Origin of the sequence: Nocardia sp. NPDC059236, from assembly GCF_042754085.1 — a bacterium.
Taxonomy (GTDB): Bacteria; Actinomycetota; Actinomycetes; order Mycobacteriales; family Mycobacteriaceae; genus Nocardia.
Window position 1 is genome coordinate 54,861 of the sequence record NZ_JBHZAF010000008.1, and the last position, 16,364, is coordinate 71,224.

At 66.4% G+C, this 16,364-nt stretch carries 21 protein-coding genes and 2 pseudogenes; 16 read left to right on the forward strand and 7 right to left on the reverse strand.

The window, feature by feature from the left end; translation table 11 throughout:
* Nucleotides 1–3: 3 nt before the first annotated feature.
* On the reverse strand, nucleotides 4–501 hold the full coding sequence (locus tag ACFXIV_RS21700) for a hypothetical protein (protein ID WP_379396364.1): 498 nt from the start codon (nucleotides 499–501) through the stop codon (nucleotides 4–6).
* Nucleotides 502–714: 213 nt separating this feature from the next.
* Here ACFXIV_RS21700 and ACFXIV_RS21705 point away from each other — a divergent pair, with 213 nt between their 5' ends.
* The 3 genes from ACFXIV_RS21705 to ACFXIV_RS21715 all read left to right on the forward strand — a co-directional run bounded on the left by ACFXIV_RS21705 (nucleotide 715) and on the right by ACFXIV_RS21715 (nucleotide 2,924).
* Nucleotides 715–1,017 carry a hypothetical protein gene (locus tag ACFXIV_RS21705; protein ID WP_379396362.1) on the forward strand — a complete coding sequence of 101 codons (303 nt, stop codon included), beginning with the start codon at nucleotides 715–717 and terminating at the stop codon, nucleotides 1,015–1,017.
* Nucleotides 1,014–2,222: an AI-2E family transporter gene (locus tag ACFXIV_RS21710; protein ID WP_379396360.1), complete on the forward strand. Its 1,209-nt coding sequence runs from the start codon at nucleotides 1,014–1,016 to the stop codon at nucleotides 2,220–2,222. The genes ACFXIV_RS21705 and ACFXIV_RS21710 overlap by 4 nt, the downstream gene beginning before the upstream one ends.
* A gap of 393 nt (nucleotides 2,223–2,615) precedes the next feature.
* Nucleotides 2,616–2,924 (forward strand): hypothetical protein, encoded by a 309-nt coding sequence (locus ACFXIV_RS21715; protein WP_379396358.1) that lies wholly within the window; start codon nucleotides 2,616–2,618, stop codon nucleotides 2,922–2,924.
* Between the two features lie 340 nt (nucleotides 2,925–3,264).
* On the opposite strand, the gene ACFXIV_RS21720 is transcribed toward ACFXIV_RS21715, so the two are convergent.
* Nucleotides 3,265–3,906 (reverse strand): nitroreductase family protein, encoded by a 642-nt coding sequence (locus tag ACFXIV_RS21720; protein WP_379396356.1) that lies wholly within the window; start codon nucleotides 3,904–3,906, stop codon nucleotides 3,265–3,267.
* A 69-nt stretch (nucleotides 3,907–3,975) separates the two neighbouring features.
* On the opposite strand from ACFXIV_RS21720, the gene ACFXIV_RS21725 reads away from it, so the two are divergent.
* Complete coding sequence (locus tag ACFXIV_RS21725) at nucleotides 3,976–4,389, forward strand: winged helix-turn-helix transcriptional regulator (protein ID WP_379396354.1); 414 nt, start codon at nucleotides 3,976–3,978, stop codon at nucleotides 4,387–4,389.
* Between the two features lie 127 nt (nucleotides 4,390–4,516).
* Here the strand turns inward: ACFXIV_RS21725 and ACFXIV_RS21730 are convergent, their stop codons facing one another.
* Together ACFXIV_RS21730 and ACFXIV_RS21735 are read right to left on the reverse strand one after the other, a co-directional pair.
* Nucleotides 4,517–5,011 carry a hypothetical protein gene (locus ACFXIV_RS21730; protein WP_379396352.1) on the reverse strand — a complete coding sequence of 165 codons (495 nt, stop codon included), beginning with the start codon at nucleotides 5,009–5,011 and terminating at the stop codon, nucleotides 4,517–4,519.
* Nucleotides 5,012–5,224: 213 nt separating this feature from the next.
* Nucleotides 5,225–6,055 (reverse strand): alpha/beta fold hydrolase, encoded by an 831-nt coding sequence (locus tag ACFXIV_RS21735; RefSeq protein WP_379396350.1) that lies wholly within the window; start codon nucleotides 6,053–6,055, stop codon nucleotides 5,225–5,227.
* A gap of 62 nt (nucleotides 6,056–6,117) precedes the next feature.
* Here ACFXIV_RS21735 and ACFXIV_RS21740 point away from each other — a divergent pair, with 62 nt between their 5' ends.
* Entirely contained in the window at nucleotides 6,118–6,660 is a 543-nt protein-coding gene (locus ACFXIV_RS21740; protein ID WP_379396348.1) for a helix-turn-helix domain-containing protein, read from the forward strand.
* Nucleotides 6,661–6,919: 259 nt separating this feature from the next.
* Here the strand turns inward: ACFXIV_RS21740 and ACFXIV_RS21745 are convergent, their stop codons facing one another.
* Nucleotides 6,920–7,399 (reverse strand): nitroreductase family deazaflavin-dependent oxidoreductase, encoded by a 480-nt coding sequence (locus ACFXIV_RS21745; protein WP_379396346.1) that lies wholly within the window; start codon nucleotides 7,397–7,399, stop codon nucleotides 6,920–6,922.
* A 192-nt stretch (nucleotides 7,400–7,591) separates the two neighbouring features.
* On the reverse strand, nucleotides 7,592–8,209 hold the full coding sequence (locus ACFXIV_RS21750) for a TetR/AcrR family transcriptional regulator (RefSeq protein WP_379396344.1): 618 nt from the start codon (nucleotides 8,207–8,209) through the stop codon (nucleotides 7,592–7,594).
* Nucleotides 8,210–8,284: 75 nt separating this feature from the next.
* Between ACFXIV_RS21750 and ACFXIV_RS21755 the strand changes: the two genes are divergently transcribed.
* From ACFXIV_RS21755 to ACFXIV_RS21770, 4 genes are all read left to right on the forward strand, one after another.
* Nucleotides 8,285–9,307: a GlxA family transcriptional regulator gene (locus tag ACFXIV_RS21755; RefSeq protein ID WP_379396342.1), complete on the forward strand. Its 1,023-nt coding sequence runs from the start codon at nucleotides 8,285–8,287 to the stop codon at nucleotides 9,305–9,307.
* Between the two features lie 146 nt (nucleotides 9,308–9,453).
* Nucleotides 9,454–10,416, forward strand: coding sequence for an alpha/beta hydrolase (locus ACFXIV_RS21760; protein ID WP_379396340.1), 963 nt, complete (start codon nucleotides 9,454–9,456; stop codon nucleotides 10,414–10,416).
* A 72-nt stretch (nucleotides 10,417–10,488) separates the two neighbouring features.
* The gene (locus ACFXIV_RS21765; RefSeq protein ID WP_379396339.1) at nucleotides 10,489–11,205 is read left to right on the forward strand and encodes an alpha/beta fold hydrolase; all 717 of its coding nucleotides are present in this window, start codon (nucleotides 10,489–10,491) and stop codon (nucleotides 11,203–11,205) included.
* Nucleotides 11,206–11,239: 34 nt separating this feature from the next.
* The gene (locus ACFXIV_RS21770) at nucleotides 11,240–11,440 is read left to right on the forward strand and encodes a hypothetical protein (RefSeq protein WP_379396337.1); all 201 of its coding nucleotides are present in this window, start codon (nucleotides 11,240–11,242) and stop codon (nucleotides 11,438–11,440) included.
* Between the two features lie 254 nt (nucleotides 11,441–11,694).
* Here ACFXIV_RS21770 and ACFXIV_RS21775 read toward each other — a convergent pair.
* Nucleotides 11,695–11,910 (reverse strand): annotated as a pseudogene (locus tag ACFXIV_RS21775) (ANTAR domain-containing protein); the annotation flags it as partial.
* Between the two features lie 264 nt (nucleotides 11,911–12,174).
* Between ACFXIV_RS21775 and ACFXIV_RS21780 the strand changes: the two are divergent.
* The 7 genes and pseudogenes from ACFXIV_RS21780 (at nucleotide 12,175) to ACFXIV_RS21810 (ending at nucleotide 16,362) form a co-directional block, all read left to right on the forward strand.
* Nucleotides 12,175–12,696, forward strand: coding sequence for an anti-sigma factor (locus ACFXIV_RS21780; RefSeq protein ID WP_379396335.1), 522 nt, complete (start codon nucleotides 12,175–12,177; stop codon nucleotides 12,694–12,696).
* Between the two features lie 383 nt (nucleotides 12,697–13,079).
* On the forward strand, nucleotides 13,080–13,253 hold the full coding sequence (locus tag ACFXIV_RS21785) for a CsbD family protein (RefSeq protein WP_379396333.1): 174 nt from the start codon (nucleotides 13,080–13,082) through the stop codon (nucleotides 13,251–13,253).
* A gap of 311 nt (nucleotides 13,254–13,564) precedes the next feature.
* Complete coding sequence (locus ACFXIV_RS21790; protein WP_379396331.1) at nucleotides 13,565–13,897, forward strand: hypothetical protein; 333 nt, start codon at nucleotides 13,565–13,567, stop codon at nucleotides 13,895–13,897.
* A 60-nt stretch (nucleotides 13,898–13,957) separates the two neighbouring features.
* On the forward strand, nucleotides 13,958–14,524 hold the full coding sequence (locus ACFXIV_RS21795; protein ID WP_379396329.1) for a type 1 glutamine amidotransferase domain-containing protein: 567 nt from the start codon (nucleotides 13,958–13,960) through the stop codon (nucleotides 14,522–14,524).
* A gap of 129 nt (nucleotides 14,525–14,653) precedes the next feature.
* Nucleotides 14,654–14,775, forward strand: a pseudogene (locus ACFXIV_RS21800) (glycoside hydrolase family 15 protein); the annotation flags it as partial.
* A 209-nt stretch (nucleotides 14,776–14,984) separates the two neighbouring features.
* Nucleotides 14,985–15,119 (forward strand): hypothetical protein, encoded by a 135-nt coding sequence (locus ACFXIV_RS21805; protein ID WP_379396327.1) that lies wholly within the window; start codon nucleotides 14,985–14,987, stop codon nucleotides 15,117–15,119.
* A 178-nt stretch (nucleotides 15,120–15,297) separates the two neighbouring features.
* Nucleotides 15,298–16,362 (forward strand): iron-containing redox enzyme family protein, encoded by a 1,065-nt coding sequence (locus ACFXIV_RS21810; RefSeq protein WP_379396325.1) that lies wholly within the window; start codon nucleotides 15,298–15,300, stop codon nucleotides 16,360–16,362.
* Nucleotides 16,363–16,364 lie beyond the last annotated feature (2 nt).

A 16,364-nucleotide genomic window follows, 5' to 3' on the forward strand; every position in this document is an offset into this window, starting at 1 on the left:
TGCTCAGAGTGGTCGACGGGAAGGTCGAGCCCAGTGGTCCGAGCCAGGCGTCGAGGCCGGCTTGGTCTGCATGCCGGGACCTCGGCCGGTCAGCGAGCGAGCGGCCGGGGTCCGTCCGAACAGCTTGCCCAGGCTGCGTGGGCGGGGTGTGGGCTGGTTGCCGGTTCCCTGTCCAGCGATGGTGCCGGGTGCACTGGGTGCGACATCGGTGGTGCCTGTGTGGGTGTAGTCGGTAGGGGCGTCCCGGCGGGTGGCTTCGAGTTCCCGGCGGGCGGCGCGTCCGCGGCGGGCGCCGGCCGGTAACACGCCCAGCCCGGCGATTCCGATGCCGCCGACGACGATGCCGTAGCGGGACAGCGCGCCGGTGGATACGGTCACGTGATAGCCGATTACCGCGAAGTTGCCGGTCGATGCATGGTCGCTGCCGCCGTTGGCGAATACTCCCGCGACGCCGATGAGCACGGCGACGATGAGGATGGCGAGCCCGACGATGACGATCATGACGATCCTTCGGATCTGTTGATGTTCTCAGTACACGCCGAGCAAATCCCGATGGCAACGCTGTAGGCCTACAGAATTGGAAGGACCAAGGTCACCAACTGCAACGTTCCGGAACCCAGCCCGTAGGTCGCCGATCGCACGGTGAGCCGCTGTTTCCAAGACCGGCGTCTGGGTATGTCGAGTTGGCATAGGTCGAGGAAGAGGGCGATTGCGATGCGGCAGGCACTCACGGTGGGTTTCGAAGAAGCGTTTCTGCTGGTCGATGATGTCGACGGCGCGCCGCTTCCTCGGGCCGATGAGGTGCTGAGCCGGCGGCTGGCCAATCTCGGGGCCGACGATTCGGCCCGATTCGAACCCCGTCACGGCACCGGTGCCACACGACGGCGGATCGCCGCACGCTTGGGCATCGGCGACCTCGTCGATGCTTTTCGACTGACGAGCGAGGGTATGGCCCTTTCCGCCGACGGGCATGATTGCTCCGCCGCATTCGCGCAACCCCGCGGATCCACACCATGAACGAAGACAACGATCAAGGCCGAACCAAGGAGCGCCATACCACTGACGGGCCGGAGCAGGGCCACGGTGATCTGGTCGCGCAACCCCACACCACCGACGAAGGCGGACCGATCATTGCCGCGGAAGCGGCGGCGGCGCGGGCCAGCACGACGCAGAACCCGCTGGGCAAGCCCGGGCGGCGATTCGATCCGCGATCGCCGTTCATGGTCGGCATGGCAGGCGCTGCCGGGGTCGCGGTGACCTACGGCGCGATCCAACTAGTGATCGCCGCCAGTCAAGTGCTGGTCTTGATCACCATCGCGCTGTTCCTGGCAATAGGTCTGGAACCTGTCGTGTCGTGGCTGGTTCGGCCGTGGTTTCCGCGATGGGCGGCCGTGACCGTGGTATTCGTGGTCGCGATCGGTTTGCTGGCCGGGTTCCTCGCGGCCGCGATACCGCCGCTGGTCACCCAAGGCAGCGCGCTGGTCCACAACGCTCCGGACTACGTCAACCATCTTGCGCAACGATATCCACTCATCGACGCGCTCAACACTCGTTTCCATCTCCAGGACCGAGTCCAGCAGTGGGTCGGATCCGATCCCTCGAGGCTGGCCGGTGGTGTCCTCGGCGCGGGCCGCCTCGTGTTCAGCATCGTCAGCGGCACGGTGATCGTCGCTGTGCTGACCGGCTACTTCATGGCGAATTTCGCTGAGGTTCGCGCCTCGATCTACCGGCTGTTTCCGCGCTCGCGCCGTCCGCGAGCGATCCTGATCGGCGACGAGATCTTCGTGAAGGTCGGCGGCTACATCCTCGGGAATCTGGTCATTTCGGTGATAACCGCGGTGTTGACCTTCATCTGGCTGCTGATCTTCGACGTGCCCTACCCGCTGTTGCTGGCCATCCTGGTCGCCGTCCTCGACTTGATCCCGGTGGTGGGTTCCACCATCGCCGGGATCATCGTGGCCCTGGTGGCGCTCACCGTATCCCTGCCCGTCACAGTGGCCACCGTCATCTTCTTCATCGTCCTGCGGTTGTTCGAGGACTACGTACTCGTGCCCAGAATCATCGGCAGAACGGTCCGGGTGCCGGCGATCGTGACGGTGGTGTCGGTTCTGCTCGGTGGCGCGTTGCTCGGGATAGTCGGTGCCCTGCTCGCCATCCCGGTCGCCGCAGCGGTGCTGCTGATCATGAGTGAAACGGTGTTGCCGTCTCTGGACGAGCGCTAGCTATCGGTGTTCGGCTCAATAGGCAGGCCGCGGCGGCGCTGCTCGGCGCGGCGGCCGGCGTTCTGCGTCCCGCTCGGGTGTTCCTCGGCAACACCGAACCCGGATTGTGTACGCCGATGGCGCTCATCGACGTCGGCGGATAACGCCCGCCCCATTTCGCAGTGAACTGATTGGGGCCCTGCGCTGGTCCGGAGCGGGGGCATGCTGTGTCTCGTCTTCGGTCGGGTACCTGCAGCGCGGACTCCCCGACCACACTGCCGCTACAGTCGCGCTGTTCAAGTCTGGTGGGCGAGCAGGCATGCCTGTCTCGGCGGGTTCCTGGGAAGCTCTGCCCCAGGAACAGGGGGCGCTCAATCCCGCTTCAAAGGAATTTATTTCACGTATCTTCGGCGCGTGAACACCAAGAACCGCACGGTCCGAGCAGGATTCGCCGCTGTTGCCCTCGCGGCGGGCCTCGTCGCTGTCGCGGGGCCGGCCGCAGCCGAAATACCGCTCACACCCGCCACTGCGGATCCGATCTGGGGCGCGACCACCGGTCCCATTCCGACCGGTAGTGCCGTCGCCGCCAGCCAAGGCAGCTCCCAGGCCGGACTGCCGAACCTCGCGGGTCCGCTGCTCGCTGCGCCCGCCGACCTCCTCAACGTCCTGCTCGGCGGTGCGCGCCCCTGCACCCTGTCTGCCACCTGCAACGGGATCGGATAGCACCTCCGCCACCGCAAGACGAGAAATGCCCTTCGCTCAATGGAATCTGTTGGGCGAATGGCATTTTCGATGCTTCAGGCGATCAGGCCCGGCCGACCTCGAAGCGGGCGAAGCGGGTCACGGTGTCGGAAGCGCTCTGCTGCGCGAACCCCGCATCAGTACGCCATTACGCACTTATCTGTGGTAGGCCCTTAGCGTCGGCTCTCGGACCGCTGTTCAGGCGAACTCGAACTATGGTGTCCAGCAACGTATCTCGACGCTAGCGCCGCATCTGGGGCGGATGCACTACTACCCCCTGGTCGACCGAGGATCTGATTCGTGGATGCTGGGGGTGACGAGGCTAGGTGGCGTAGCGCTCGGCGAAGACGACCTGTTCCAGCGGGCGCCGGCCTGGGTGCGGTGGGATGGTGGCGGAGTGCCCGATCGTCACGATGACGGCGATGGCCAGATCATCTCGGTCCTCGATGCCGATCGCCTTCTTCACCAGATCGGGATCCCAGCCGTTCATCGGAGCCGACGCCAGCCCCAGCGCCGTGGCCGCGAGCATGGCGTAGGTGGCGGCGATCATGGCGTTCTTCACCGCGTTCTCCCGCAACAGTCCGCGATCGTGCAGGTCGCGGAATTCCGCCCGGCTGTCGAACATGGCGGTGAACTCAGCGTTCCAGGCGCCGCTGCGCCCGGCCGAGTCGGCGATGTCGGTGTTCGGCGCCTTCCATGCCGCACTGTCGGCCACGAAGACCAGCGCCACCGGCGCCTCCTGGGGCTGTGGCTGCCCGAAGGCAGCCTCCGAGAGCCGGGCTCGCCCGGCCTCGCTGGTCACTACCACGATCGATCGGTCCTGCATGTTCCAGGCGCTGGGGGCCTGCATGGTGAGCTCCAGCAGTTCGGTCAGCACGTCCGGGTCGATCGGATCGGGGAGGTAGTGGCGGACGGTTCGGCGCCGGTGGATCGCTTCCGGGACAGACAAGGTATCGGCTTTCATGAAACTAACTATCAGAGAGTGGCAAACTTTTTGAAAGGAGGCACCTTTCGGTTCGTTACGATGGTCGGGGTGCGCACACATGTCGAATCCTCGGGCCTGCCGGCCGATGTCTTCTCCGCTCGCTGCCCCACTCGTCAGGTGCTGGACCGGATCGCCGGCAAATGGACGGTCCTGATCATCGACGCGCTCGCCGGCGGGACCATGCGCTACACCGATCTGCAGCGCCGCATCGAGGGCATCTCCCAGAAGATGCTGACCCAGACCCTGCGCGAACTGGAGACCGACGGTTTCGTCATCCGGACCGTCCATCCCACCGTCCCGCCGAAGGTCGAATACACCCTCACCCCACTGGGTTACAGCCTGCGCGCCCCGATCACCGCGCTGCGTGAATGGATCGAGGCCAACATCAACGAGATCGAAGCCGCCCGAGCGGGTTCGCGGCAACACCGTGACTCGGCTGACCAACAGTCGACGAGTTCCTGACCGTCCCGCAATTCGGTGCCGTACGGGCCTTTCGGAACGGATTCCGTGGAACGAATTCCGGAACGGTCGCCATTCCCGGTCTGACCGCGCCCCTCGGCGAACGGGTTTCGCCGAGGGGCGGCGTCGGTCAGTTGTAATCGGAGACGAAGCCGAAGTTGAAGTGGTGGCCCTTGGAGGTGCAGGAGATCACGCCTCGGAAGCCGCTGCCGGTGCAGGTCGCGCCGCCGTAGGTGAGGGTGGCGTCGGGGCCGTAGGGGGAGTTGGAGCCGGGGACCGGGCCGCCGCCGGTGAGCTGGGGGCTGCCGGGGCGGCCGTGGAGGCCGAGGGGACCCAGGGCGGGGTGCGCCGGGAGGAAGGGGACGTCGATGGAGATGTTCGAGATCGACAGGCCGTACCAGCGCATGTCGTAGTTGGTGATGTCGCATCCGACGTCGCCGTTGGGGCGGATGGCGCAGCTGGCCAGGTTGCTGTAAGTGAAGTAGACCGTGTCGCCCACCAGGTAGTCGGCCGGGTCGGCGACCACGGTCTCGGCGTTCGCGACCGCCGATCCGGAGATCGATGCGGCGGCTACCGCCAGGGCGGCTCCGGCGAGGGCGGTGCTGATGCGAACCGGTGATGCCATGGCTCTCCTTCGGTGATGATCGTGCTCGGATTGCGGACGTGTTGCCATCGGGCACAACGGATTTCGTGTCACGTCCGTCGGCGCCACGCTAGTGGGTCTCGCTGGCAATTCACTGTCAGGCGTCCTCAGCGGTCGCGTGCGCAGGCGATGGCTCAGATCGCCCACCAGTCCGAGGCGCCCGAGCCGCGGTTACTACCGGAACCCCTTGACCGGCTATGCGCTCATCAATCGCCGCACGGCGGCGGCGACTTGTCCGGGTTGTTCGGCAGGGATGATGTGTTCGGAGACCGCGTCCTCGAATTGCGCGCCGACCTGTTCGGCGTACCGGCGCTGGTATTCGCGCATGAGGTCGAGATTGCGGGCCTGGTAGCTGGCGGCGTGGATCGCCGAGATGACGACGATGCCGGATTTCGGCGGTTGTGGTGGGCGGCGGCGGAATTCGTCGATCGCCGCCGCGACGGCCGCTATCTCATGGCGGGTTTGGGCGAGGCCGGCGGGGGTGAAGTCTTCGGCCAGGCTGACGGCGTAGCTATCGGCGGGGAACTTGCGCCCGTAGGAGCGGGTCAGTATTCGCATGAACGGTGGGTAGTGGCTCAGCGCCTGCTGTACAGCGAGGATGCGGTCGGTCTTCTTGACGGTCGGCGTCCAATTGTCGTAGTTCGGAGCGGCTTCCGGTGTCGGGTCGATGAGGACGAGCCCGATCGGCGACAACGTTTCCGCGGCGCGGCGCACGATCAGCCCGCCCATACTGTGGCCCACCAGGATCAGCCGCTCCGGCGCGAGCTCCTCGACCAATGCCACCAGAGTGGCCGCCATGTCGTCGATGCTCTGTGGCGCGTCGGCACTGCCGCTGCGGCCGCGACCGGCCCGGTCGTAGGCGACGGTATGCGCGCCATCCGCCAGTAGCGGTGTGACTCGATCCCAGAGTGTCCGCCCGGCACCCGCCCCGGATTCGAACACCACCCAGGTATCCCCGACACCAGAGACTTCGAAGTAGATCTCGGTGCCGCACAACATCAGTCGGCGCCCAGGAACATTCCGCATCGCGGCCACCCTTCAATCAATCCCAACTTTGGTAACGATACCAAATATGGGATAGTAGCGGTATGGACCCCACCGAGTTGCTGCTCCACCCGGTCCGGTTGCGCATCATCCACGCGCTGTCCGGCGGCCGGTTGCGTACCGCCGGCGAGTTGTGCGACCGCATGCCCGACGTGCCCCGGACCAGCGTCTACCGGCACCTCGCCCTGCTCACCGAGGGTGGAATGCTCGAGATCGGCGATGAGCGGCGCGTGCGCGGCGCGGTGGAACGCTCCTATCGGTTGCGACCCGACCGCCCGACCGTCTCGCCCGACGTGAGCAGCGTGATGACGTCGGAAGACCACCGCCGAGGGTTCGCGGCCGCCATGGCCGTCCTGATCGCCGAGTTCAACGCCTACCTCGATCGAGCGGACGCCGACCCCGTGGCCGACTCGGTCGGTTACCGCCAAGGCACCGTCTGGCTCAGCCCGGAGGAGCTCGACACCATGCTCATCGGCTTCCGCGACATCGTCGCACCCCTCGCCGCGAACAAGCCCGGGCCGGGCCGCAGACCGTACTTGATCAGCCCGATCCTTTTCCCGGGCGAGGAACCACCATCGCCGAGTTGACAGTGCGCCACTCGACATCCGACACCTCCGACGAACCCCTGTGAGCCCATCGCTATGTCGATGTTCGGAAACGATTCTCAACACCTGGAGAGTGTGGTTGACGTGATCGGATCGAGTCCGAACGCGCTGTCGGGGCGATCGGTTGAGGCACAACGGTTGTCGACGATGTGATTGACGCTTCGGGCGGTGTCGACAGGGCCTTCGCGGCAGCGCCCCGAGTGTTTGTACGGTCGGGCTGTGCGGAGGTCCGACGCTTTCGTCACGCCGACACGATTTCGAAAACCGGATGGGTGCGGGCGTTGTCGAGGAATTGCTGTGGTGATGAGTCCACATCCACATCCAGGTAGGGCAGCACGAAGAACCGTCGATACAGCGCCACAATGGGTTTGGGAACGTGTGGCGGTCCCGTCACCAGCGATGCGCGGAGTACCTCGGCCGCTTGATCGGTGGGCAACTCGACGGCTGTCACGGACTCGAGGTGCCTGCCCTGGCGCAGCGTCGCCTTCCCTTGCGCCGCACGCAGGTTGCGCACCCAGTTCACCGTTCCATAGGACGCGACTAGATATCGTCGGCCGTGTTGTTCGAACACCGCCAGCGGCGTCTGGATGGCGTGGCCGGTACGCCGTCCGGGCACGGTGAGGACACGGAAGGTCCACATCGGCAATCCGGCGCGTATTACGGTCCGCATCCACGCGTTGGATGCCCTGACGCCCCACCCCGCTCGATACGGCTTGGCCATGATTTCGAGGGTTCACCTGTCCACGGGTGAAGGCAAGGGCCCGAGGGCAGCCTCGACGAAGTCGGGTCGGCCAGCTGGGCCGGTCGTCGAGCCGACAGCGGCGTGGTGATCGCGGCCACTGAGCCGACCGCCGGTTTTCGGTCCTCGTCGGCAGGTACGCCCTGGATATGCCTCTTCCGACCTGACAAGGTCCTACTGGTGCTGATCCGGCCCGCCTGCCCAGGCCGGTGGGAGGATCTCGGTTGAAACGTCGGCGATTTCGCGAAGGCGGGCGGGGGTGACGCCCATGCGGCTCAGTTGGATGAGACCCTGGGTGGTCATGATGACATTGGCGCTCAGGGCTGAGAGGAGTTCTTCGTCGGCCGGGCCGGTGGCGATCATGGCGCGGCGGAGGCGTTCGGCGACAGCGCTTTCCATGGTGGCGGTGGTGCGAGCGCCGATGGTCGCGACTTCCGGGATGCGGGTGCCCAGGTGGGCGATGCTATTGATCATGAGGCAGCCGCGGCGGTCGGGGTGGGCGGCGCAGTCGTCGATGACGGCATGGCAGAGGGCGCGGACGGCGGCGCGCGCCGATCCGGGGGCGGATTCGATTGCCGCGCGGACGAATCGGGCGCGCTGGTCGCAGTAGCGTTCGAAGGCGGCCAGGAACAGGCCGCGCTTGTTGCCGTAGGCGCCGTAGATGCTGCCGTTGCCGATGCCGGTGGCGCGGGAGACGTCCTCGACCGAGGTGGTGTCGAAGCCTTGCGGCCAGAAGAGTTCGATCGCGGCATCGAGCAGCGCCTGCTCGTCGAACTGTCGCGGTCTACCCATGGGACTCACCGTATCAATCTGCGATCTCGAGCACTCTACTTGTTCTGGAGGCGCGCCTCCATAATACTGGTTGACATGTCCTCAATATCTTCCGACACCGCCCGTCGCCGGGTGGCGATCCTCGTGTTCGATGGTGTGAAGATGCTCGACTTCGTCGGTCCCGCCGAGGTTTTCATGGAAGCCAATCAATCGGTGAACGGGTACGAGGTGGTCTTGCTCTCGGCCGACGGGCGGGATGTGCAGACCTCGATCGGTGCCCGGGTCGCGGTGAGCGGTGCGGCGGCCGAGGCCGGGAGGTTCGACACCGTGGTGATTCCGGGGAGTGAACTGCCGGCCTCGGTGTTCGTGACGCCCGAGGTGCTGGCGGCGGCTCGGCATCTGTCCGCGCACACCCGGCGGCTGGTGTCGATCTGTAGTGGGACGGCGGTGCTGGCAGAACTCGGGCTGCTCGACGGGCGGCGGGTGACCACGCATTGGAAGTACGCGCCGGATCTGGCCCGGAGGTTCCCGGCCGTGAAAGTGGAGCCGGACGCGATTTTCGTACGGGACGGCAATCTCTACAGTTCGGCCGGGGTGGCGGCGGGCGTGGATCTGGCCCTCGCCCTGGTCGAGGAGGATCACGGTGCCGACGTGGCGCGGCGGGCGGCCCAGCTGCTGGTGGTGTACATGCAGCGGGCGGGTGGGCAGTCGCAGTTCTCGGCTTCCCTGACCGGCCCGGTGCCGCGCAGTCCGCTGGTGCGCACGGTCGTCGATCTGATCTGCGCGGATCCGGCCTACCCGCATACGGTGCAGACCCTCGCGGCCCACGCCCGGGTGAGCGTGCGGCATCTGACCCGGCTGTTCCGGTCCGAGCTGGAACGCTCACCGGCCGAATACGTGGCGTTCATCCGCTTCGGCGTCGCCCGGGACATGCTGCACGCCGGGTGCTCGGTGACCGAGGCGGCCATGGTGGCGGGATTCGGCAGCAGTGAGGCGCTGCGCCGGGCTTTCGTTGCCCGCCTCGGCGTTTCGCCGCGCCAGTATCAGCAGCGTTTCCGCACGACGGGCTCGGCGAAGTGGCCTGCGCTGCCGGAGTCCGCCATCGCGGCCGTGTCCTGAATCGGGGTTTTCACGGCCCGCAGTGAGGGGCGGCGCGCCCAGGTTCCAGATGAAAATATCTCGTCACCGCCGCAGCGGCCACCGAAATCTCCTGAACGGCACCGTCGTTCATTGTCCCTTCCATCACAGTAGAAAGGCACACAACCATGTCTGGAAACCCGCACGGCATTTCGCTCGAACCGGCCGCGCAAGAGTTCGTGGACGCCACTTCGCAGCCGCCGTTCCTGTACCAGCTGCCGCCGGAGGAGGGCCGTAAAGCCGTTGACTCGGTGCAGGATTCGCCGATCTTCAAGCCGGAGATCGACGAGGAGTGGATCACCGTCGAGGGTGGCCCGACCGGGTCGGTGCGGGCGCGCATCGTGAAGCCGCAGGGCGCGGCCGAGCCGTTGCCGGTGATCGTCTACACGCACGGCGCGGGCTGGGTGTTCGGGGACGCGCACACTCACGACCGGCTCGTTCGTGATCTTGCCGTCGGAGTGCACGCCGCCGTCGTGTTCCCCGAATACGATCGCTCGCCGGATGTGCGGTACCCGGTCGCCAATGAACAGTCGTATCGAATCGCGCAGTGGGTCACCACCGATGGGGCGAGCAAGGGCCTGGATGCATCCCGGCTGGCCGTCGCGGGCGATTCGGTCGGCGGCAATATGGCGATCGCGCTGACGCTCATGGCCAAGGAGCGCGGCGATGTCTCCTTCGCCCAGCAGGTGCTGTTCTACCCGGTCACCGACGCCAACTTCGACACCGGATCCTACGAGCGATTCGCCGAGGGCTACTTCCTCACCCGCGAGGGCATGCGGTGGTTCTGGGACCAGTACACCACCAGCGCCGAAGACCGTGCGCGCATTACCGTTTCGCCGTTGCGCGCCACCACCGAACAGCTCGCCGGATTGCCGCCCGCGCTGGTCATCACCGCCGAAGCCGATGTGCTGCGGGACGAGGGCGAGGCGTTCGCCGGCAAGCTGCGCGATGCGGGCGTGCCGGTCACCCAGGTGCGCTACGGCGGGATCATTCACGACTTCGTGATGGTGAACGCGTTGCACGACACGCATGCCGCGAAAGCCGCTGTGGCGCAGGCGGTCGCGACATTGCGCGCGGCGCTGCATCCCTGACCGCACCGCCGGGCGAGCCGATCCGCGCCCGGCGCAACCGTCCTGTCCGATCTCGACCCCGGAGCCATCCCCATGACCACCACCCCGACAGTCATCCTGGTCCACGGCGCGTTCGCCGATTCCTCCAGCTGGAACGGCGTCATCGAAATCCTTGCCGCCGAGGGCGTTTCCGTGCTCGCCGCGGCCAACCCGCTGCGCGGCCTCACCGCCGATGCCGCCTACGTCGCCTCGGTCGTCGACAGCATCGACGGACCGGTCGTGCTGGCCGGGCATTCCTACGGCGGCAGCGTCATCAGCGTTGCGGCGCAAGGGAAGCCCCAGGTCACCGGGCTCGTCTATCTGGCGGCCTTCATTCCGGAGGCCGGTGAGAGCGCGCTGGCGCTGACCGACAAGTTTCCGGGCTCGACCCTCGGCCCGACCACCCGCCCGGCGTCCTACCCGCTGTCCGATGGCGCCGATGGCACCGAGTTGTACATCCGACAGGACGAATTCCCGCAGCAGTTCGCCGCCGACGTGCCCGCTGCCGCCGCCGCGGCCATGGCGGTGACCCAACGGCCGGTGGCGCTGGCTGCGCTCCAGGAACCGGCTGCGGCGGCCGCGTGGACGAGCATTCCGGCATTCGCGCTGCTCACCACCAACGACAAGAACATTCCGCTGGAGGCGCAGCGGTTCATGGCCGAGCGCGCGCAGGCCGAATCGATCGAGATCGCCGCGTCGCACGCGGTGACCGTGTCCCAGCCCGGCGCGGTCGCCGAGCTGATTCTGCGTGCAGTGCGGCAGTCGAACTGACCCGTCCGGTGCGGTCGGCCGGCTGAGGGCGGTCATGCACACCGACGCAGTCCTCCCCGTGGACCGCGTGAACCCGTTCGACCTGTCCACGCCGGTCAAGGTGTTCAGCCGAATCCGGTTGCCGGACACCCATGCCGGGTATCGGGTTCGGCCGTGCGCGGAACGCCCGCGGATCGACGCGGGACTGTTCACCCGTGGGGGCTGGAAGGGCTGGATGCGGCGGACACCCTGGTGATTCCGGGGACCGCCGATCCACTCTGATCGTTTTTCGAACACTTCAGCGACGCGGGCGGACGGGATGGGGGAGCTGGTAACGACCTCATCATCGGTCGGCCACGATCGGGCAGCGAGCGGTTGAGAAGGCCGAGCTGTTGGTATGCGCTTAGATGTCGGCGCAACACACAACCCCGACGGTTGAGCCGATACGAGGGTCGCGCCCCACGTGCATTACCAGGACGCTGGGGCGGGACCCTTGTCCAACCGATGTGGTCAGCGGGGGATGCGCTCGTGCAGGGTGAGCAGGATGTGATCGAACGCCGACACCGTGCCGGGCTCGGCCGGTGGCACGGTGGGCAGCTCGGGTAGCAGCTGCTCGGCCAGGGCGCGGAGCTTGGTGTTGGTTTCCTGTGAGCGCCACACCAGCAGCTCGAATGCCTGCTCGTCGCTGATGCGGTACGTGCGCATCAGTACTCCCTTGGCCTGCTCATTGTTCGTCCATTCCTTCGGCATGACTGCACCTTTCGGTCAGGGGAGGTGCGGCATCGTGGAGGCGAAGATGTCGTGATACCCGCGAAGCGGACGGTGAAACGGTCGGGAGTGGCCGCCCCGGCGGTCTGGTGATGCCGACCGACCACGAGCTGGTCCCGGGACGATGAGTCCCGGCTGTTTCCCGGCCACCGCACGGGGTACGCGCTCAACGACCACGAGCCAACGATGGCAGATCGGGATTGATCGATGGGGTGGTGACCGATGAGTGGAACCCCTCAGGATGCTGGGATCGGCGGCAAGTACTGGCCGGCGACCGTGCTTGTCGATCTGTCGAACGACGGGAGGGCGCGTGTGTTCACCGACGGTGCGGTCCCGGTGTCGCTGTCCGGTGAGGTGGCGGTGCGGCTCCCGGCCGACGCCCGAGAGCTGGCCATGCTACGCGCGCTCACCGAAACCATCATGCTCACAGCCGATTTCACGATCGATGTGGTGACCGATGTGCGGGTGGCGCTGGACGAGGTGGCCACCGCGTTGATCGCGGCAGCCGTGCCGGGCGCCTGGATCGAGTGCGGCTTCCTCTTCGACGAGCACCGGATGCGGGTCCGTGCGGCGGCGGTGACCAGCAGCGATGGCGGGCTGATCGAGCATGCCTTCGGCTGGCGCTTCGTGGAGGAACTGACCGACTCGATCGCGGTGAGCCGTGCGGACTTCGACACTGTGCGGTGCGGATACCCGGTCGTCGTCGAGCTCGTCCGGTGTCGCGGAGACACGGGCCGGGAGTAGCCCAGGAACGAGGACACAGTCATCGGCGCGGCGGCTACGGATCCGATTGCGTCCGTGTGTGTTCCGATGGTGTGTCGTCTGCGGTCATGATCGGCTCCTCGGGCGGGTTCTCGTCGCCTGCCCGGAGAAACAAACTCCTTGTCGTTGTTCGTTTCTCGCCTACCCCGTCTCGACGGGTCTATGCACTGACCTGTCGAGCCGACTCGCGCGCCCGCACGCGCCGCAGCGTAGCGCCCGATCGCCCGAGCGCGCCCGTGCGGCGAAAGATATCGCAGTACTGCGAAATGGACTGAGGCGACGTTTCGGGTGCGGGAACGCGGGTAGGCGAGGAACGGGTCACGTCGGTGGCCCTCGAGTACGGCACCCAAGGGAAGGAGACGATCATGAGCGCAACCGACAAGGCGAAGAACAAGGCCGACCAGCTCGCCGGCAAGGCCGAAGAGAAGGTCGGCCAGGCGACCGGCGACAAGCAGCGCGAGAATCAGGGCAAGGCCGAGCAGGTCAAGTCCAACCTGAAGGACGCGGGCGAGAAGGTCAAGGACGCCTTCAAGAACTGATGCGCGGAGGCCGCCGCACCGACGGTGCCGGAGCGCCGTGCCGACATCGTCGTCCGGCAGCTGCGGTCCGCGGTCGCGGAACTGCTTGCCCGGCACCGGATCTGGTGGCGCGCCACCCACGCCGTCCCGGCCTGATCACGGACCGCCACGGTCCGGTATCCCCGGTCCCGTGTTGACCGGGCCGTGGCATTCGGGTCGCGCGGTTCGCCACCGCGCGGCCCTTGGCCGGGATCGGTGGATCCGCGAGGGAGGCGAGCGAATCGCGACAGCTGAGGCGGAGAGTCGGCCCATCGCTGACGAAGGGAACTCTCATGGCGTATCGGCGCATCGCAGTCACCGATGCGGTTGCACGGCAATCGTTGTCACGGCTCGAGTTCGTGGACGCCATCCTTCGCGCCGCAGTCGGCCCGGAACGAATCTACGTGGTCGTCACCCGTCTGCTCGGGGGGCCGGATCGGTTTCGGCTCGATGGCCTTCGGTCCTCGCGGAGTGTTGTCCGTGCATTCGCGAATTCGCTGTTCTCCGGGCCGATTCTGGGCGAGTTGGCAGACATCAACGTGATCGACCTGATCGATCGTGCCTGGGACGCCGGCCTCGTCGTCGCCTCCGGCGCTGGGCACATGAATGCCCGACAGATTGCATGAGGTGGCAATCGCCCGGCTCGAAGGAGTCGGGCGAGACGATGAGACGAGAGGAGAACTCCGGTGTCAGCAGAACTCGAAGGCGTTCGCGTCCTGATCATTACCGCCAATACGGGGGTGGAGCGCGACGAGATAGCGGTACCCAGGGATCAACTGCGTGCCCGCGGCGCGCACGTGACCCACGCCGCGGTGGAAGCGATCGATGTGTACACCTACCGTCACGATCTCATTCCGTCCGAAACGCTGCGGCCGGACGCCGCTCTCGCCGATGTGGATCCCGGCGGGTTCGACGTATTGGTCATTCCGGGTGGCACGGTCAATGCCGACAAACTCCGAACCGACTTCGGGGCAAGGGAACTGGTCCGATCCGTAGTCGCGGCCGGCCGTCCGATAGCCGCGATATGCCATGGTCCGTGGCTGCTCGTCGAGGCGGCGGTGGTGGCGGAGAGGACGGTGACCTCGTATCCGTCGTTGCGCACCGATCTGATCAATGCCGGCGCGGCCTGGGTCGACGAGCCGGTCGTCCGCAGCGATGGCGACGGCTGGACGCTCATCACCTCACGCAATCCCGACGATCTACCCGATTTCGTCGATGCCATCGCCGCGGAGTTGAGCGTCCGGACGTCGTGACGCAGCGGTCCGCCTGTGCTGGCGAGGAATTAGTGTCTGCGAGCACGCGGACGCCGAACTCTCCGGAGCCGGGTTACGGTGCGGGGTAGTTCCGTTCGGCGAGCAGACGGATCAGGTGCGCGGTGTTCCGGGTCGGGGTGTGCCGGCGGTGGCATGGTCGCCGCGGCCACGACAGGGTTGCCCGAACGGGCGGAGCAGGGAGCCAATTACGACTACCGTACGTGTGGATCCGCGACCAGTGCCTGGCCGGGGGAGTAGGGGTGAAACGGGTGAGGGCACCGTCAACGACGATGGCACCTCGATGGTGAGGGCAGCGGTCGAGTCGCGACACGCCCGCTGTCGGCAGGGTTGGCCCGAATGGCGAGCGCGTGCCCGTTAGGGAATCATGCATGCGGGTAAACGGCAGGCAGGAGGTGGATGAACGTGGTTATTATTATTTCTCGTTCTGCTGCTCGCCCTCGTGTTCGCTGGACTGGGATTCCTGGTGAAGGTCCTGTGGTGGATAGCCATCGCCGTGCTGGTGGGCTGGGGATTGGGGTTCGTTTTCCGCACCGCTGATTCCTCAGGCGGCCGTGGGCGCTGGTACCGCTGGTAGCTGCTCACGGTTTGTCGGACATCAGGCAACCCATCTCTGCCCGGTGCCGTCGATTCTCGCGCATTGGCGAGCAACATCCCGGCAGGCCGAACGATCTCCCGAATACGCAGGTCCACACCTCGCGGGGTATCTCCGCCGATGCTCGTGGCGACCCCGTTTTCGTTCGGAGGAGTTGATCATGCCGACCGAGACCACTACAAGAAGAATGCTCCCGCCACCGTGCGGCGAGCTGTCGGCTGCGGTGATCGACGCGCTCGGGAAGCCCGCCGGCTCGCTGATTCCGGCAGCATCGGCGCCCGCTGATCCTTTCGGCCGCGACCTGCAGGTGGCGCTGCATACGTGCTATGGCCTGCACTATCAGGGTTTCGACGGTGTGGATGCGGGTTGGGAATGGGATCCGGGCCTGTTGAGTGCACGGGCGGAGCTGGAACGCCGTTTTCTCGAGGCGCTGCGCGCGGAGACCGTTGCCGGCGATGATGTGGAGACCGAACTCGAGGAACTGTTGATCGTTCCCGATGAAGAGTCCGGCGTCGCAGCCTTTCTGCGGGACCAGGGCGAGCCCTGGCAGGTGCGCGAGTTTTTCGTGCACCGCTCGATCCTGCACCATCAGGAGGCCGATCCGTACGCGTGGTTGATTCCGCGGTTGCGCGGTCGGGCCAAGGCGGCGCTCGTGGCGGTGGAGTTCGACGAATTCGGCGGTGGCCGCGCTGACAGGATTCATCAGCGGCTGTATGCGAATCTGCTGAAGGGGGCGGGCCTGGATCCGTCGTATCTGTACTACCTGGATGTCGTGCCGGCGCCGATGCTCACGATCGTGAACATGATGTCGCTGTTCTGTCTGCATCGCGGCCTGCGGGGTGCGGGTGTCGGTCATTTCGCGGCCGTGGAGATCACGTCCTCGCCGGCGTCGCGCCGCATGGTCGAAGCCTTGGACAGGCTCGGGGCAGATCCGGCGTGTATCGCGTTCTATCGCGAACATGTCGAGGCGGATGCGGTCCACGAACAGCTCATGCGACGCGAGGTGATCGGAGATCTGCTCGCACGCGAACCGGACACGCGTGCGTCGATAGTGTTCGGAATCCGCGCCACGAATCTGCTCGAGGACCGTTTCGCCGATCACGTGCTGAGCTGCTGGCGTGACGACCGTGGGTCATTGCTCGGCCCGGAAACTCTCGGCGCGAAGGAGGACGATTCGATGGCTCGCCTTGCGGGTAAGAAGCGAATTCGTGGCTATTCGCGGTAGGT

Excerpts from the sequence above, each read along its gene's own strand:
- ACFXIV_RS21700 (WP_379396364.1), bottom strand. The coding sequence starts at position 501 with ATGATCGTCATCGTCGGGCTCGCCATCCTCATCGTCGCCGTGCTCATC.
- ACFXIV_RS21705 (WP_379396362.1), top strand. The coding sequence starts at position 715 with ATGCGGCAGGCACTCACGGTGGGTTTCGAAGAAGCGTTTCTGCTGGTC.
- ACFXIV_RS21710 (WP_379396360.1), top strand. The coding sequence starts at position 1,014 with ATGAACGAAGACAACGATCAAGGCCGAACCAAGGAGCGCCATACCACT.
- ACFXIV_RS21720 (WP_379396356.1), bottom strand. The coding sequence starts at position 3,906 with ATGAAAGCCGATACCTTGTCTGTCCCGGAAGCGATCCACCGGCGCCGA.
- ACFXIV_RS21730 (WP_379396352.1), bottom strand. The coding sequence starts at position 5,011 with ATGGCATCACCGGTTCGCATCAGCACCGCCCTCGCCGGAGCCGCCCTG.
- ACFXIV_RS21735 (WP_379396350.1), bottom strand. The coding sequence starts at position 6,055 with ATGCGGAATGTTCCTGGGCGCCGACTGATGTTGTGCGGCACCGAGATC.
- ACFXIV_RS21740 (WP_379396348.1), top strand. The coding sequence starts at position 6,118 with ATGGACCCCACCGAGTTGCTGCTCCACCCGGTCCGGTTGCGCATCATC.
- ACFXIV_RS21745 (WP_379396346.1), bottom strand. The coding sequence starts at position 7,399 with ATGGCCAAGCCGTATCGAGCGGGGTGGGGCGTCAGGGCATCCAACGCG.
- ACFXIV_RS21750 (WP_379396344.1), bottom strand. The coding sequence starts at position 8,209 with ATGGGTAGACCGCGACAGTTCGACGAGCAGGCGCTGCTCGATGCCGCG.
- ACFXIV_RS21755 (WP_379396342.1), top strand. The coding sequence starts at position 8,285 with ATGTCCTCAATATCTTCCGACACCGCCCGTCGCCGGGTGGCGATCCTC.
- ACFXIV_RS21760 (WP_379396340.1), top strand. The coding sequence starts at position 9,454 with ATGTCTGGAAACCCGCACGGCATTTCGCTCGAACCGGCCGCGCAAGAG.
- ACFXIV_RS21765 (WP_379396339.1), top strand. The coding sequence starts at position 10,489 with ATGACCACCACCCCGACAGTCATCCTGGTCCACGGCGCGTTCGCCGAT.
- ACFXIV_RS21770 (WP_379396337.1), top strand. The coding sequence starts at position 11,240 with ATGCACACCGACGCAGTCCTCCCCGTGGACCGCGTGAACCCGTTCGAC.
- ACFXIV_RS21780 (WP_379396335.1), top strand. The coding sequence starts at position 12,175 with ATGAGTGGAACCCCTCAGGATGCTGGGATCGGCGGCAAGTACTGGCCG.
- ACFXIV_RS21785 (WP_379396333.1), top strand. The coding sequence starts at position 13,080 with ATGAGCGCAACCGACAAGGCGAAGAACAAGGCCGACCAGCTCGCCGGC.
- ACFXIV_RS21790 (WP_379396331.1), top strand. The coding sequence starts at position 13,565 with ATGGCGTATCGGCGCATCGCAGTCACCGATGCGGTTGCACGGCAATCG.
- ACFXIV_RS21810 (WP_379396325.1), top strand. The coding sequence starts at position 15,298 with ATGCCGACCGAGACCACTACAAGAAGAATGCTCCCGCCACCGTGCGGC.